Here is a 16,691-nt window from a genome sequence, read left to right as displayed (position 1 = left end):
TTTATATAATAAGTGCTGCAATACTGAAAAATAGGTATTTTTAAGTATTGATAAATAGTACTTTTATAAAAAAAAAGAACTGAAAGTATATCGTTTTTATCTGCCGATATAACTTCCAGCTCCTCTTTCTTTTCCTTATTTCGTTATTTCCTTGTCTTTATTGCCTCTTTTATTAATCTTTCTAACTCCTCTGATAACTCCGGATTATCTTTTAACATATTCTTTACACCATCTCTTCCTTGAGCTAATTTTGTATCACCATAGCTAAACCAAGAACCACTCTTTTTAATAATATCATATTCTACACCTAAATCGATAATCTCACCTAATTTAGAAATACCTTCACCAAAAATAATATCAAATTCACATTTACGGAAAGGAGGAGCTACCTTGTTCTTTACAATCTTCACCTTTGTAAGGTTTCCTAAAACATTATCTCCATCTTTTATTTGTGTACTCTTACGCACATCTACACGTACAGATGCATAAAACTTTAAGGCGTTACCTCCTGTAGTAGTTTCAGGATTACCAAATGTCATACCTATCTTTTCGCGTAACTGATTAATGAAAATACAACAGGTGTTTGTCTTTGAAATAGTAGATGTAAGCTTTCGTAAAGCTTGACTCATTAATCGTGCATGAAGCCCTACAACAGAATCGCCCATTTCGCCTTCAATTTCTTTTTTAGGGGTAAGCGCTGCTACAGAATCGACTACTAATAAGTCGACTGCAGACGAACTTATAAGCTGATCTGCTATCTGTAATGCCTGCTCACCATTATCGGGTTGAGAGATCCAAAGATTATCAATATCTACACCTAAGGCTGCTGCATATGTTGGGTCGAATGCGTGTTCTGCATCTATAAAAGCTGCTACACCTCCTTGTTTTTGTGCTTCTGCAATAGCATGAAGAGCAAGTGTTGTTTTACCAGAACTCTCAGGACCAAAGATTTCTACTATGCGCCCTCGCGGAAAACCTCCTACTCCAAGAGCAACATCTAAGCCTAAACTACCTGTAGGGATTACATCTATCTTTTCTGTAATTCTATCCCCCATTTTCATGATAGCACCTTTACCAAAATCTTTCTCTATTTTCGCCATAGCAGCTTGTAAAGCTTTTAGTTTGCCTTCAGCTGCAGAGTTCTCTTTTTCGTTATTTTCTTTTGCCATTTCTTTTTTTTTTAGAAGCTGAAAGATATAGAAGACTTGTATCGTTCGATTTATTTCATCTATTATAAAATCTATTACTTCTTATCTAAAAGCTATATGTTATGATTTTCTATTATATTCTTTTATATAGTTTTCATAAGACATTTACAACAAAGAGCTTAGAGGTTAATTTTAGTTCTCATTTTATTTTGCATATCATAATTATAAAACAAAACAGATATATACCTAAAATTAGTTTTTCTAAGAATATGCTTATAAGTATTATTTTACATAATTATAGAGCATTATACCTCTAAATCTTTTCCAAACTCCTCACACCAAGGCAGCCCTTGCTTATTTAACTGTTCCATAAAAGGATCTGGATCGAAATCTTCAAGATTCCATACACCGGGCTTACTCCATATTCCTTTCACAAACATCATAGCTCCTATCATGGCAGGAACACCTGTGGTATAACTAACCCCTTGCATACCTGTTTCGTTATAAGCATCTTGATGCTTACAATTATTATAAATATAATATGTTTGCTCTTTGCCATTTTTAACACCTCTAATACGACACCCTATAGATGTTTCTCCATCATAATTCTCTCCAAGGTCTTGTGGATTAGGAAGTACAGCTTTTAAAAATTGTAAAGGAATTATCTTAACTCTTTCTGTTTTTCCTGTCCCATCAGCTAAAGGAGCCTCAAACACTATCTCATCAATACGACTCATTCCTATATTCTGAATAACGTCTAAGTAATTAAGGTATTGTTTTCCAAAAGTCATCCAAAAACGAGCGCGTTTAATAGAAGGGAAATTCTTTACTAACGACTCTAATTCTTCATGATGCATTAAATATGAATCGCGTGGCCCTATATTAGGATATGTAATATCCTGATGTATTGATAAAGGAGCGGTTTCTATCCACTTTCCATTTTCATAATATAGACCTTTTTGTGTAATTTCTCGAATATTTATTTCTGGATTAAAATTAGTAGCAAATGCTTTGTGATGATTTCCTGCATTACAATCTACTATATCTAAATAATGAATTTCATCAAAATAATGTTTAGCAGCATACGCTGTAAACACTTGTGATACTCCCGGATCAAATCCACAACCTAAGATAGCTGTTAAACCTGCCTTCTCAAATTTATCTTTATATGCCCATTGCCAACTATACTCAAAATGTGCTTCATCTTTTGGCTCATAATTAGCAGTATCAAGATAATTGCATTTACAAGCTAAACAAGCCTCCATAATAGTAAGATCTTGATATGGTAAAGCAAGATTTATTACAAGATGAGGCTTAAAATCAGAAAAAAGTACTTTTAATTGTTCTATATCGTCAGCGTCTACCTGCGCCGTTTTTATATCTATATTATAGCCTTTTGCATGTATAGCATCAACGAGCTTATCGCATTTTTCCTTACGTCTACTGGCTATCATAAGTTTTCCGAATATATCTATATTCTTAACTATCTTAAATGCTGCTACTGTAGCAACACCACCAGCACCAATCATTAAAATTCGTGGATTAGCTATTGGAATATTATTCATTTTTATTTCCCTTTTATTTATACTTTTTTAAATTCTTCTGCCCTAATCCCCATAGCATTCATTAATGAATAACCAAGGATCTCTTGTCTAAAATGTCCTCCTGTCATTGGTTGCATCGTAAAAACAGTAATATGTTTTTCGTCTTCATCTACCTTTTTGAGGATATTTTTAATTTCATTATATGTCGTTTCGTCTTCTGTATTTGATATTATCATAATACGTTTCACTTCTTCATGTACAATAAACGTTTGCAACAAATCATAAAGAACTACCTCTTTCGAATTGTTTTCATCACCAGTAGGAATGGAGTTTATAACAAATTCTCCTAACAGATTATCTTTAAAAGCCTTATTATTAAGATCCTTTTCATACGACGAAGGCTTAAAGTTTTCAAGAATAGCTTTATTTTTATCATGTAACAATATTACTAAGATTTCATTCTTGCTTGGCTTTACTTTCCCATCTAATGCTACGTTTACAGCCCACTGACTAAAGTCAGCAGGTGGTATCTTACGGTTTAGCATTCTTTCAAAATTCACAATAAGATCGAATGCTACACTATCTATATAATCACCATCGGCAATAATAATATTTTCACTCCATTTTATTTTATCTGCTTGTAGTGCTTTCATAGGTACAAAGATACTCGAAAATAGACAATAGACAAAATAAATTATTATTTTTTGCTAACTCATTATATATCTAATAATTCCTTTTCCTTTTAAAACTTTTATATTATAGCTTATTTTTATTCTTTTCATTATTTACTAAGAATTGTTGCCATTGCGCTTTTACCTCTTCCTCAGTTATGCCCAATAGTTGCATTTCATGAAAAAGATTAGGAAGCATTTTTGACATAAATTCGCGTTTACGCACTTTCATTATTTGTTTACGAGCACCTGTGGAAACAAAATATCCTAATCCTCTTTTGTTGTATATAACTTCTTCTCTTGATAGCAATTCATAGGCCTTTACGGCTGTATTTGTATTCACTTGTAGTGTAATAGCATATTCTCTAACTGAAGGTATACGATAGTTTTCTTTATATTTTCCTGCTATTATTTCGTTACAAAGCCTATCTGCTATTTGCTCGTAAATTGCTTTTGTTTCGTCAAATATCATAGTTTCATTCCTTTCTGACATTAATAAAAAGCCAATAAGATATAAGATTTTTTATATCTTTATTATTTATAAGTTTACCCATCGATTGTTTATTACTTGCATCTTGTTATAAATCTTATATGCTAACCAATATAAAACAAAACTTACAACAACTAATATAACATCAACAATAGCCTTTAATTGCTCTTTAGAAAAAGGAGAATAAATTTCATAATTGGTCTTTGTATATATATAAGTAATAAATAAAAATATAACAAACAAAGCAATCGTCATAATTATTCCTACAGCTATCCACGTTTTTAGCCAAGCTGCTTTACGAAAAATTACTCCTCCTAATATCGCAACAGAATTAATAAAAGGATATATAAAAAGAAGTGTCCAAATATCATTATTTCTACTAAATTCATCATAATATATTCCTATTATAGATACTCTCACACCTCTATGTACAATCATAGTGATACTTTGTTGTAAAAAATCAGCACAACCTAAAGCAAGTACTACTATAATCATAAATACTACTGAACAATAGATAATACGCGCAATATATTTTTCTAACCTTGACCCTGGCAACATTAATTCACTTATACGTGCTTGTTTTTTCTCTAAATCATGAGTTATATAACAACCAAAGTTTAACGTTAATATAAGAAGAATTGATGCAATAGGACTAAGTGGTGGTAAATAATGAGAAAACAATTCTGTCTTTGTATAAGAAGAGAAATCCCAAACATGAGCTGATACCAGTAATATAAATAGCATAATGCCACTCATAGTAAGAAACCACTTTGTCATTTCGCGTCTGCGCACTAACAAAAGACGCGTAAATACTTTCCAAAATCTGTTTATTTTAAATGTATTCATTTTCTATTCCTCCTTTTTATTTATTGTCTCTAAGATTGTTAACCTTGTTTTGGATACTGCTATTTCCTGACATGAAAGTCTTTATACCTTGCTTTACTTTACCATTTAAAATAGCAGAAGCATTGTCTGATGTTGATATTATAGAAGTTTCAGCATCAATATATTTAATATCAATATCAGCATTACTTGTTACTTTTATATCAGAATTAATAACATTAAAGCGTTCGAAATAAGCATCTGCATTATCCGTAACACTTACTTTTACTTCCTTAGCATAAAGCTGTTTTACATTACATGTTGCATTATCTAATACTTTAAATTCTATTTTTTTAGCATTAAAATGATTGTTAATATTAAAATCAGCATTATCATATATATCAATATTTGTTAATGAAGGTACTATAACAAAAACTTTTGTTAATGTAATAGGGTTTGTATTACGATTAAAAATTATAGGATTTTTGTTAGGTAAATCGTTTACTTTTACAAACAACTTCCCTTTTGTCGCACTTACATTTACTAAATTTTGCACTTTCTTCGGAGCTTTTACTACTACTTTATATTCTTTCCCTTGAAATAAAGTAACTGAAGCGTTGCCAAATACTTCCATACTATCAAAAGCATTTACATTCATAGTATGAGTAACAACTTTTCCATAAGTAATTCTTTTTCTCAGACAAGAACTATTACTTATAGTTATAACTAATAGAAATATACTTAATCTTATAGCATGTGAGATATATTGTTTCATATATTTAAACTTTATAGATCGTTAGCATTTATATTTTCCTGACTTCTTATATTAACTTTATCATATTGATCGTTTATATAAGATGTTAACAGAACATTATCTTTTAAACAAGTAGCAAGAAGACTATTATTATCTTTATCTATCATAGTAATATTCATAAAACTGTTGTTTCCTATATGAATAAAAACATTTCCGGCGTCAGCAAACTTTAATTTGTTGAAAGAATTTGTTTCTATTATATAAGTTTTTTTTATCATTAGTTTTATTATTTTTTACACATTATACCATAGTTAAAGTAATAAGAGCTAATCCTACAAATAAGATTATATTCCAAAAGCAAAAATTTTTCATGAGAATAACTTATTTTATTTTATCTTTCCTTGTGTTACTGCATTAAATAACAATTCCAGATTAATCTGTGTTTCTGCCTTTCCTTGCTCACGAATAGATATGTAGGCATTACCTTGAAGTGATGGTTCTGCATATACTACATTACTATTCATATCGCTTGGTTGACAATAACCAAAACTATATTTCTGTGTAATTTCATCTATCGCAGCATTTAAACTCACTTCAGAGTGATTTATTATAATAACATGATCAAGTAATTGTTCTATATCATGTACTTGATGAGTGGATATTATAAGTGAAGAATCGTCAGAAAGATTACCTGCTATTACCTTTCTAAATGAAGCCTTTGAAGGAATATCAAGCCCATTAGTAGGCTCATCCATAAGAAGTAGGCTACAACATGATGCCAAAGCAAAGCTCATATAAACCTTTTTCTTTTGTCCCATAGATAATTGCTTAAAATTAATCTCACCAGTAATATCAAAGTCTTTTAGGCAATTATTAAGAACTTCTTTATCAAACTTAGGATAAAAGTCTTGATGAATCCTTATATAAGATTCTAAAGACATATTGGGTAAGTCGTACTCCTCTGGCACAATATAGATATCTTGCAAAAACTCAGGATCACGATTTTTTGTTATATATCCATTTACTTTCACACTACCATTCTTAGGTTTTAGCAACCCTGCTATGAGGTAAAGCAAAGTGCTCTTACCTGTTCCGTTCTTACCCAATAGACCATAAATACGGTTATTAGCCAATTGCAAACTAAAGTCAGAAAACACCTTGTGTTTACTTCCTGAGTAGTTAAATGTTAAATTAGATACTTCTATCATAAGCCTCTTATGTTTTAGAAATTTAAAAATATTAGTGTACCAGATAAATAGTACACTGCAAATGTAAGATAAATAATAGTATCCTCCAAACTTTTCTACAATAATTTTCAAAAAAAAAGAAAATAGTTTAGAACATTATAGCTCCATTTTATATGTAAAAAAGGGAAATTATTGTGTTTTATATAGTTTGGTTATTTCTATTATTAAAGTTATGTAGGGAAAAATTATCTACAACAAAATGCTTTATAAATAGAAAGAGCTACACCTATCTTTATATATAGATAGATATAGCTCTTTAATATACAATTATTATTATTAATCTACTTACTTAAATGCTTTTATAACTTTTCTGTTATAATCTTTTCATTTTTTATTCAGATAGAGGATTCTGTTTTATTAGTTCTTTATTTGCCTTTATTTCTTGATATGGTATAGCAAATTGCCAATAAACACTTTCTTTAGTCTTAGGAATATTAAGAGCATTAGCTCCTCTATTACGATTTAGTGCAGCTTCTCTATTACTTTCTTTCAAATAACTAAAGTTTTTTGCTTTAGAACGGTCGAAAACAATACCGAGCCTCTTGATATCAAAGAAGCGTTGTCCTTCCATCCATAAGTCTATTCGCTTATTCCTCATAATCTCTTCTATAAGTTCTTCACCAGATGCTTTTGTGTTATAATCAGGATCACGAGTCTTCATTATAGTGTTAAGTGTCTCACGTGCAGCGTCATCTTCATGCAAACGAGCTTCTGCTTCTGCCTTTATATAATATAATTCTGCCAAGCGCATAATCAGAGCATCTCCCATACCATTATTTGCAGACTTAGCTTTAAACTTAATAGATTGCCCCGTTATCTCCCATTTACCATTCTTAGGGAAATATTGAGGATTAGCATCCTTAGGAATAGAGTTGCCTTGATCTAAAGCTACCCACCAACCTCTACGAGCATCATTCTTTCCCATCTTATCGTAAATATCTCTATTTACAGCATAACGTAAGATTTGGTTATAACCTATAAAGTTATATGAATAGTTAGCATAGAAGCTAAAATAGCCATTATCTTGATCGGATGCTTGCCTATATCCCCATATCCACTCAGAAGCATTTAAGTTGTTAAACCCATCTAAGAGAGCTTTTCCACTTTGCAAGGTAGCAGAGGTATGCTTTATAGCTTCATCTGCATGCTCCTTAGCCTTCTCCCAGTCTGACTTACTTAGGTCTATACGAGCAGCTATACCTAAAGCTGCAGAATATGAAATTACATTTTTAACACCACGATCAGGAACATTCTTTAGATAACTTAGCGACTTTGTTATATCCTTATCTATCTGAGCATAAACCTCTGCAACTGTGTTACGAGCCATTGGAGCAATACTGTCGGTAGAAAGACGTAATGGTACACCCAAATAATCATTAGCCCCTCCTGCTACATAGCGATGTCCAAAGAGCTGAACTAATATATGATAGCTCATAGCTCTAAATGCATATCCTTCACCAAGAAGAACATTTTTATCTTCCTCTGATATGTTTTTATTCGACTCAGTACCATATATCAAAAGATTAGCATGATGGATCAAAGTATAATACATATCCCATACCTTAGCGTTAATATCACCATTAGGATTAATATGATCTTGATAACGATAAATAGACATCCAACCTGCCGGATTAGTATTAATCATATCATCTCCCATCATATCAAGCTGTGCACATAGACTACGATGCCCTACACCGCAAAAATGTGTATCATCTCTCCAATCATACATATACATCATATTATGTAATCCATTGAGAAGACCATGCAGGCTTCTGGCATCTTTTATCACTGACTCTTTGTTCACAGATTTACTCGATGCTGTATTAAGAAAATCATCAGAACATGATATAGAGCTAACTGTTAACAGCAAAGTTCCTAATACTGTATATAATATTTTTTTCATAACCATTCTTTTATAATGTTATAGTTAGAGTTGCTGTAAGTGTACGTGCGTAAGCATATCCTGCTGCACCTACTATTCCAGAGAACTGTCCCATAGGATTAAGTCCTTTTCGAGCAGATAATAAGAATAAATTTTCTGCAGCTATACTAATATTTCCTCCTTTAAGATTAACTGCACTTAGCCAACTCTTTGGTAAATTATAACCTAAGCTAATATTCTTCAGCATAAGAGCAGAGCTTGATACTAAGAAACGATCGCTTTGTGTAGCATCATATCGTCCTCCATTCCCTGCATCTAAGCGAGGTACATCTGTTATATCTCCTTTTTGTTTCCATGCTTTAAGCATATCTACATGCATAGCAGAGCCTGCTTGTAGCTTGCGTCCCATCAAATTAGCATAACCAGAGTCGTATGTTTTGCCACCAAGCTGATAAGAGAAGTTAACCCCCAGCTCGAAATTCTTCCAAGTAAGAGTAGTACCAAATCCACCATACAAGTCTGGAATAGATGTACCACAAAAATGCTTTTTAGCTAATTCTCCGTTCTTAGTTAAAGTAGCCTTCTCACCCTCTGCTGCTAATGGTTTAGCATTAGGATAAAGCTCTTTGTCTAAACGATACATAGCCATACCGTCATCAGGATCTACACCAACATATTCATTTAGATAATAGTCGTATATACTACCACCTTCCATATATTTTTGATAATCTAACTCTATACCGTTTTCGCGGTTTTCTTTAGGAAGTCTTAATATAGTATTAGTAAAGTGTGTTCCATTAAGATTTATCTTCCATGACAAATCATTAGTCTTGACAAGTATAGCATTGATATCAAACTCAAAACCACTGTTACGTATCTTACCTATATTCTTATTTATTTCAGTAACTCCAGTCGAATTGGCTAAAGGATAAGGGAATATCAAGTCAGAAGACTCTTTGTTAAAGTATTCAAAAGTACCATATACTCTACTAAATAAGCTATATTCTACAGCCACATCAAAACTTGTTTGAGCCTCCCAGCGAAGTGTTGGGTCGGCATAAGAATAAAGCCTTAAGCCACCTTCATCAAGGTTATTTGATCCAAAGCTATACAAAGTCTGATAAGCATAGTAATTTTTCTCTAAGTTATCATTACCTGTCTGACCAATAGATGCTCTAAGCTTTAAGTCGTCTAACCATTTAGAAGTACTTTTCATGAAAGCCTCTCTTCCTATGTGCCAGCCTGCACCAACAGCCCAAAAGTCGCCCCAACGGCAATCAGGAGCAAAGCGTGAAGAGCCGTCTCTACGATAAGAAGCTGAGAAATTATATTTCTGTTTATAATCCCAGTTTAATCTACCGAAATAACCTTCCTTCCTATAATTATCAGTATATGAATCTAATCCAACTATATTAGTAAGGTTAGAGAACTCATCAAGACCCAATACCATCATGTTCCTTTTTGCACCATTAAGATCGGTAGCAGTATACTTATAAGACTCATGTCCTAACAGAACTGTAATATCATGTTCGCCAAAGGTTTTTGAGTATTCTAAAAGCTGATTAAAAGTAAGCGTGCTGGTAGCAAAATCTTCTATTGAAAGTAATCCTGAAGGCTGGTCGCCCATAATATTATTATATCTAACCTTCTTTTTTATCATACTAAGATCGTATGCAGCATTAATCGTATACTTTAGTTCTGGCATTATTTTAAAAGTAGCGTGCCCACGAGAGCTTAACATATCTCGAGTAGTAGTAGAATGGTCTAACTCTCCTTCATAAACGGGATTAAAACGAGCGCTATACGGACGCCCATTATTATAGTCAAACACCTTCTTACCTGTTTGTGGATCTAATACATATTCGCCTGTTATAGGATCGTGCTTATGTATAGGATAGAAAGGAGCTATACCTTGTAAGAAATGAAAAGAGTTAGCATTAAAATAACCAGATGACTGCTTTGGTGCTACGCTTGCTGCATGTACAAACGACACATTACCACCTAAATCAAACCATTTGGTTACATTATAGTCTAAATTAAGACGACCTGACGTGCGTTCATATTCAGTATTTCTGCGGTAACCTTGCTCTTTAATATGCCCCAAAGACATAAACGTAGACACCTTATCATTACTATACGAACCACTTAGGTTATACTCTCCTCTGTAACCTGTTCTGAAAAGAGCTTTCTCCCAATCTAAATCATCACCCCATTTAAGACCTGTTATTTCTTTATTAAGAGTTCCGTCTGGCATTACTATTTGAGGTACTCCGTCTACCCATTTTGTTTTATCTTGCGTAGTACCAAAAGTGTTTGTTCTTTCATCATAACTAATTCCTGTCTTAATGCCTGCAAAAGGATTAAAAACATCACCACGGAAATCAAAAAACATATCATAGTTAGCCAATAATGCAGCTTGCTCTTTAGACATGCCTTCTTCGAATTGATGCTGATTATACCACTGCTGCCAAAGTACAGGAAAATACTGATTGACACTAAGCGTTTTGTAACGCTCTTGACCACGCTGAGTAATACCTTGACTCGTAGTAAAAGTCAACGTAGGAGCACTACCCTTACGCTTACCTTGCTTAGTGGTTATAAGCACTACACCGTTACCTGCTGACGAACCGTAAAGAGCTGTTGCTGAAGCATCTTTAAGAATAGATACGCTTGCTATGTCTTGTGGATTAATATCAGCCAAAGAGCCATTATAAACAGAACCATCTACTATATATAATGGATCACTTGAAGCATTGATAGAACCAAAACCACGAATCATAACACCTGAAGATGATCCAGGCTGACCTAAAGCTGTTGTTACTTGCACACCAGGAGCAGCACCTGCAAGAGCTGTAGACACATTAGTAATAGGACGATTCTCTAACTGCTTAGCAGAGATATTCGACTGAGCACCTACTAAAGATTGTTTCTTAGCCGTACCATACGCCACAACTACCACCTCGTCAATCTCTTTATCATAACTCTGTAAAACTACTCTTATGTTAGATCCTGCTTTTACCTTTGTAGGATGCATACCTACATAAGTAACCTCTAACTGTGCATTAGCAGGAGCAGACACAGCAAACTTACCATCTAAGTCAGTTACAGAACCTGTTTGAGTACCAGATACTCGCACAGAGGCACCTATGACAGGATTACCCTTATCATCTACAACTGTACCTGTAACCTGCGATTGTGCAAAGGCTATACCCGTACTTAGGGCAATACCTGCAAAAATCATATAAAGTCTTTTGGCCATAAGATTTTTGATAAAAATTAAACATTAAACATTTACTGCTCGCAAAAATATATAGTTATCTTTAAATTGCAAAATTTTATTACCTATTTTTTCACTTTTATATGCAAAAAAGTACATTTAATGAAAATTTCATGTCTTATATCATCTTTTATAAAGCCATTTTTAACTTTTTACCCTTCATTAAAGAGCTTACATATCGTTACATTTTCATACAAATCTATTCAATAAAAAATAATAAAGAGAAAACTATAATATAAAAAAAACGTCTAAATATAATCTTTCTTTCATGAAAATATCATTTTTAATAAAAAGTATCTCTACATGCTTTTTCACATTTTTGATAAAAAAAACATGTACAAAAACAAATATATAACCACACACAAAAACACTTTATATTAAAGCAAAACAACATTATTTATTAAGACAAAAAACATGTTTTTATGACTAAAACATACTCTTTTTACCATTAATAAGAGGTTATAGTATGGTAAAAATAAGCTATTTTTCTTATAAAAATAGATTAAAAATGAATCAAAAATAAGTTATTTTTATTCCTGAAACATTACCTTTTCATCTTTAATAGATGACGTTTTATGTTCTGAAAATTTAACTTTTACAGTTTTTTTAACCAACTATTCTTTCTTATCTCTCACCTTAACACTACAAATAGTTATTATTAAAACTGTTAGTTTTTTACTTACTAAAGATAATTTATTAGTAATTTTGCAACTAATATTTTTACACAAGGTAAGAAAACATGGCAAATTTAAGATTTAACGTAGTAGAACGTGCTTTTAAGAAGCGTCCCCTCCCTGTAGAAGTACCAGAAATGCGTCCAGCAGAGTATTATGGTAAGCTTGTTTTCAATCGCGAAAAGATGTACAAGTATCTATCTTTGGAGGTTTATGAGAAGTTAGTAGATGTCATCGATAATGGTACACGGCTCGACCGCTCCATAGCCGATGCAGTGGCACAAGGTATGAAGCAATGGGCTTTAGATAATGGTGCTACTCATTATACTCACTGGTTTCAACCCTTAACTGAAGGTACTGCCGAAAAGCACGATGCTTTTGTAGTCCATGATGGCAAAGGAGGTATGATGGAAGATTTCTCTGGCAAGCTCCTTGTACAGCAAGAACCTGATGCCAGCTCGTTCCCAAATGGCGGTATACGTAATACTTTCGAGGCAAGAGGATATTCTGCATGGGATCCTACAAGTCCGGTTTTTATCATTGATGACACTCTTTGTATACCAACAATTTTTATTTCTTATACTGGTGAGGCTTTAGATTATAAAGCACCATTACTAAAATCACTTCGAGCAATAAATAAAGCTGCTACAGAAGTATGTCAATATTTCGATCCAAATGTAAAACAAGTACATGCCAATCTTGGCTGGGAACAGGAATATTTCCTTGTAGATGAAGATCTTTTCTTTGCTCGTCCAGACTTAGTACTTACTGGTAGAACCTTAATGGGGCATGATTCTGCTAAAAACCAACAGATGGACGACCACTATTTCGGTACAATACCTGAACGTGTACAGGCATATATGAAAGACCTTGAGATAGAAGCCTTACAACTTGGCATTCCCGTTAAGACACGTCATAACGAAGTAGCACCGGGACAATTTGAATTAGCACCTATCTTCGAGGAATGTAATTTAGCTGTAGATCACAACATGCTGCTTATGTCGCTAATGAAAAAGATAGCACATAAGCATAGCTTTCGTGTGCTTTTACATGAAAAACCCTTTAATGGTATAAATGGTAGTGGTAAGCATAACAACTGGAGCTTAACTACAGATACCGGAGTTTTATTACATCGTAACGGTAAAACCCCAGAAGACAATTTGCGCTTTGTAGTATTTATTGTAGAAACATTGATGGCTGTTTATAAGCATAATGGGTTATTAAAAGCATCGGTTATGAGTGCTACTAACGACCATCGTTTAGGTGCTAACGAAGCTCCTCCTGCTATCATCTCCTCCTTTTTAGGTACTCAGCTTACAGAGTTGCTTGATCATATAGAGCTGGCTGATAAAGAAGAATTATTCACTTTTGAAGGTAAACAAGGAATGAAACTGGACATTCCTGAAATACCTGAGCTTCTAATAGATAACACAGATCGTAACCGTACCTCACCATTTGCCTTCACAGGTAACCGCTTCGAGTTTAGAGCTGTTGGTTCTGAAGCTAACTGCGCGTCGGCTATGATAGTACTAAACACTGCAGTAGCTGAAGCCTTAATACACTTTAAAAAACGCGTAGATACACTCATAGCAAAAGGAGAGAATAAAACTTCTGCCATCATTGATATTATTCGTGAAGACATTAAGACATGTAAACCAATACGATTTGACGGCAATGGATATAGCGAAGAGTGGAAGCAAGAAGCATATAAACGAGGATTAGACTGCGAACCAAGCTGCCCTATATGTTTCGATCGTTACCTTGATAAAGAAAGTGTTAAAATGTTTGAGCTTACAAACGTAATGACGAAAAACGAATTATTAGCACGTAACGAGGTGAAATGGGAAACTTACACAAAGCGCATTCAGATAGAAGCACGTGTCATAGGAGATATTGCCATGAACCATATAATACCTGTAGCCACTGAATATCAAACGCTATTAGCTAAGAACGTTAAAAGCATGATGGATATATTTGGAGGAGAAGAAGGGAAAAAACTTACTGAGAGCAATATTAGTATAATAAAAGATATTGCTAATCGTATTAAAACTATCGAAATAGATGTAGAAGAACTTGTCAATACACGCAAGATTGCTAACAAAATAGAAAGTCAACGCAAAAAAGCCATTGCATATCATGACACTATAGCACCTAAGATGGAAGAAATACGCTATCAAATAGATAAGTTAGAACTTATAGTAAGCAATGAGCTTTGGACACTTCCCAAATATCGAGAACTACTTTTTATAAGATAATAATTTTATATATAATAAAACTTCTATCAACTTCTATAAATCAGGACTGATACTTCTCTCGAAGTATCAGTCCTTTTTGTTATTCCCATTTGGGAAAATATTACAACAAATAAAGATAATTTGTCGGGATAACCAGACTCGAACTGGCGACCCCTACGTCCCGAACGTAGTGCGCTACCAACTGCGCCACATCCCGAATTGATAAGGCAAAGGTAGTAAGATTAGTTGGAAAAGAAAAGATAAGATGCAAGAAATAAGCTAAAAACATACATACGGTTCAAGCCGTAAGATAGCATCTTGCGGAAAATCTTTAAGCAAACGCAACTGAGAAAGCGATGTTAGTCTTCCCTTTAGACGACGATAATCGCATATAGCACGAGCCTGATAAAAGTTAATATAAGGGTGTTTGCGTAGCTGAGACAAAGTTAACTTATTTAGATTTAACCTTTCTGTATGCACTCCTTTTACCTCAAAGAAAGGTAATGCCTCTTCTGGAAAGTTATCAATCTCCTTCAATTGACCCACAGCAACATATCCTCCTAAACGTTTTCCGTATGAAACGATAGCCTTAGCCCAACCAGATCCTATACACGGAACTTTCTTTAATAAGGTTGTATCTGCATTAGCAAGATTAATTTTCTGCCCCAACTTAATCTTAATAGGATAACGTATCGTGTCGCGATCATACTCTTTATAGGCATGATACTTATCATTAGCTTTAAAAGCTCTAAGAGCTTCCATTGTCTGATGTTGCCGTTCGGCCTTACGCTCTTGATAAGCACGCACAGAAGCTAATGTTGATGCAGGAAGAAAGTCGTCGCTTATACGTATAAAAGGAGCAAGCTCTTGATATTGTTTTCTGGTCATACCATAAATCTTAGCAAACTCTTCAGGTGCATGATATACTCCACCCTTAGCTCTATAACGGTATATGTTACGTATTTGGAAGGGAGATAGTCCTAATTTTCGTAACGTTACGCTGTCTGCTGTATTAGGATCAAACGTAAAATGTTTAGTGTTTGCTAATCGTTCTAACTGATAATTATTAGAATGTATATCTGTACCTGAAGCAGATATACCTACAATAGAATCGCTCTTTCTATCATCGGAAGTATAAGAATATCTATTACCAATAAAATAAATAATAACACCTGATAGCAAAAATAATGCTACCAAGAAAATTACAGCTCTACGATCAGAGCGATGAAGGTAAAAAAAAGGATTTTATTTTCAAATGCTTCTTAAAGAAAAAAATAAAAAAAACTTATTTGCAAACAGCTTTTCTTGCTTTATTGATACTCTTCTTCTAAACTATCTTTCCATAACTTAAAAGGATTTCTACGCATGTGCGAATTATAAAAACGATGATCTCCTGTAACCTCTAAGCCTATAAAAGATGGTTTATCAAAATATTCTTTCTCGTTACTTAGTTCTACTTCTGCCATTACTAACCCTTCATTATCTCCATGAAACTCATCTACTTCAAATGTATGTCCTGCATAATTTATTAGATAACGATGCTTATCTATTATACCTACATCACAAAGATACAATAAGTTTTTAGCCTCTTCCATGGATATTTCTTTCTCAAACTCATAACGAGATAAGCCTCCATTACGTGATGGACCCTTAATGGTGAGGAAAGCTTTATTATCACATACTCGCACACGCACTGTGTTTACAGAAGCAAAATAACCTTGCTTAATATGCATACAGCTATGTGCTAAAGCTTTCCAGTCATAATTTTTATGCACTAAAAACTTGCGTTCTATCTCTATCCCACTCATAAATCAACACTAAAATGTTTATCTAAAAGAGATTAATAAGATAATAATACATAATAACAACAATACTATAGCAATACCTAATATTACCGTTTTACCTTGCTTTTCCTGTTGTTTAGCACGCTGTTTTTTTCTTAAATTCT

General features: G+C 33.4%; 12 protein-coding genes and 1 tRNA gene. 1 reads left to right on the top strand and 12 read right to left on the bottom strand.

The features are described from left to right. Positions 1–143: 143 nt before the first annotated feature. The 9 genes from recA to HMPREF9018_RS09135 form a co-directional block, all read right to left on the bottom strand. Positions 144–1,169 (bottom strand): recombinase RecA, encoded by a 1,026-nt coding sequence (gene recA, locus HMPREF9018_RS09180; protein ID WP_008450821.1) that lies wholly within the window; start codon positions 1,167–1,169, stop codon positions 144–146. 284 nt (positions 1,170–1,453) lie between these two features. After that, positions 1,454–2,677 (bottom strand): saccharopine dehydrogenase family protein, encoded by a 1,224-nt coding sequence (locus tag HMPREF9018_RS09175; protein WP_039864819.1) that lies wholly within the window; start codon positions 2,675–2,677, stop codon positions 1,454–1,456. 53 nt (positions 2,678–2,730) lie between these two features. Then, positions 2,731–3,345: a DUF6621 family protein gene (locus HMPREF9018_RS09170; protein ID WP_008450818.1), complete on the bottom strand. Its 615-nt coding sequence runs from the start codon at positions 3,343–3,345 to the stop codon at positions 2,731–2,733. Between the two features lie 103 nt (positions 3,346–3,448). Then, positions 3,449–3,835 (bottom strand): GntR family transcriptional regulator, encoded by a 387-nt coding sequence (locus HMPREF9018_RS09165; protein WP_008450809.1) that lies wholly within the window; start codon positions 3,833–3,835, stop codon positions 3,449–3,451. 66 nt (positions 3,836–3,901) lie between these two features. Then, entirely contained in the window at positions 3,902–4,699 is a 798-nt protein-coding gene (locus HMPREF9018_RS09160; RefSeq protein WP_008450853.1) for a hypothetical protein, read from the bottom strand. A gap of 16 nt (positions 4,700–4,715) precedes the next feature. After that, positions 4,716–5,450 carry a GIN domain-containing protein gene (locus HMPREF9018_RS09155; protein ID WP_008450839.1) on the bottom strand — a complete coding sequence of 245 codons (735 nt, stop codon included), beginning with the start codon at positions 5,448–5,450 and terminating at the stop codon, positions 4,716–4,718. 365 nt (positions 5,451–5,815) lie between these two features. Continuing rightward, positions 5,816–6,637 carry an ABC transporter ATP-binding protein gene (locus tag HMPREF9018_RS09145; RefSeq protein ID WP_008450847.1) on the bottom strand — a complete coding sequence of 274 codons (822 nt, stop codon included), beginning with the start codon at positions 6,635–6,637 and terminating at the stop codon, positions 5,816–5,818. Between the two features lie 370 nt (positions 6,638–7,007). Then, positions 7,008–8,579 (bottom strand): RagB/SusD family nutrient uptake outer membrane protein, encoded by a 1,572-nt coding sequence (locus HMPREF9018_RS09140; RefSeq protein WP_008450823.1) that lies wholly within the window; start codon positions 8,577–8,579, stop codon positions 7,008–7,010. Between the two features lie 10 nt (positions 8,580–8,589). Further along, complete coding sequence (locus tag HMPREF9018_RS09135) at positions 8,590–11,817, bottom strand: SusC/RagA family TonB-linked outer membrane protein (protein WP_232724675.1); 3,228 nt, start codon at positions 11,815–11,817, stop codon at positions 8,590–8,592. A gap of 757 nt (positions 11,818–12,574) precedes the next feature. Here HMPREF9018_RS09135 and HMPREF9018_RS09130 point away from each other — a divergent pair. After that, positions 12,575–14,764, top strand: coding sequence for a glutamine synthetase III family protein (locus HMPREF9018_RS09130; protein ID WP_008450838.1), 2,190 nt, complete (start codon positions 12,575–12,577; stop codon positions 14,762–14,764). A 123-nt stretch (positions 14,765–14,887) separates the two neighbouring features. Here the strand turns inward: HMPREF9018_RS09130 and HMPREF9018_RS09125 are convergent. The 3 genes from HMPREF9018_RS09125 to HMPREF9018_RS09115 form a co-directional block, all read right to left on the bottom strand. Continuing rightward, a tRNA-Pro gene (locus HMPREF9018_RS09125) sits at positions 14,888–14,960 on the bottom strand. 62 nt (positions 14,961–15,022) lie between these two features. Further along, positions 15,023–15,940 carry a ComEA family DNA-binding protein gene (locus HMPREF9018_RS09120; RefSeq protein ID WP_008450785.1) on the bottom strand — a complete coding sequence of 306 codons (918 nt, stop codon included), beginning with the start codon at positions 15,938–15,940 and terminating at the stop codon, positions 15,023–15,025. 113 nt (positions 15,941–16,053) lie between these two features. Next, on the bottom strand, positions 16,054–16,551 hold the full coding sequence (locus HMPREF9018_RS09115) for a CYTH domain-containing protein (protein WP_008450812.1): 498 nt from the start codon (positions 16,549–16,551) through the stop codon (positions 16,054–16,056). Positions 16,552–16,691: the final 140 nt, after the last annotated feature.

The sequence above is a fragment of the Prevotella amnii CRIS 21A-A genome (assembly GCF_000177355.1).
In the GTDB taxonomy this organism is placed as follows: Bacteria; Bacteroidota; Bacteroidia; order Bacteroidales; family Bacteroidaceae; genus Prevotella; species Prevotella amnii.
The sequence above is the reverse complement of the archived record's forward strand: the minus strand, read 5'-3'. Positions and strand labels throughout refer to the sequence as shown.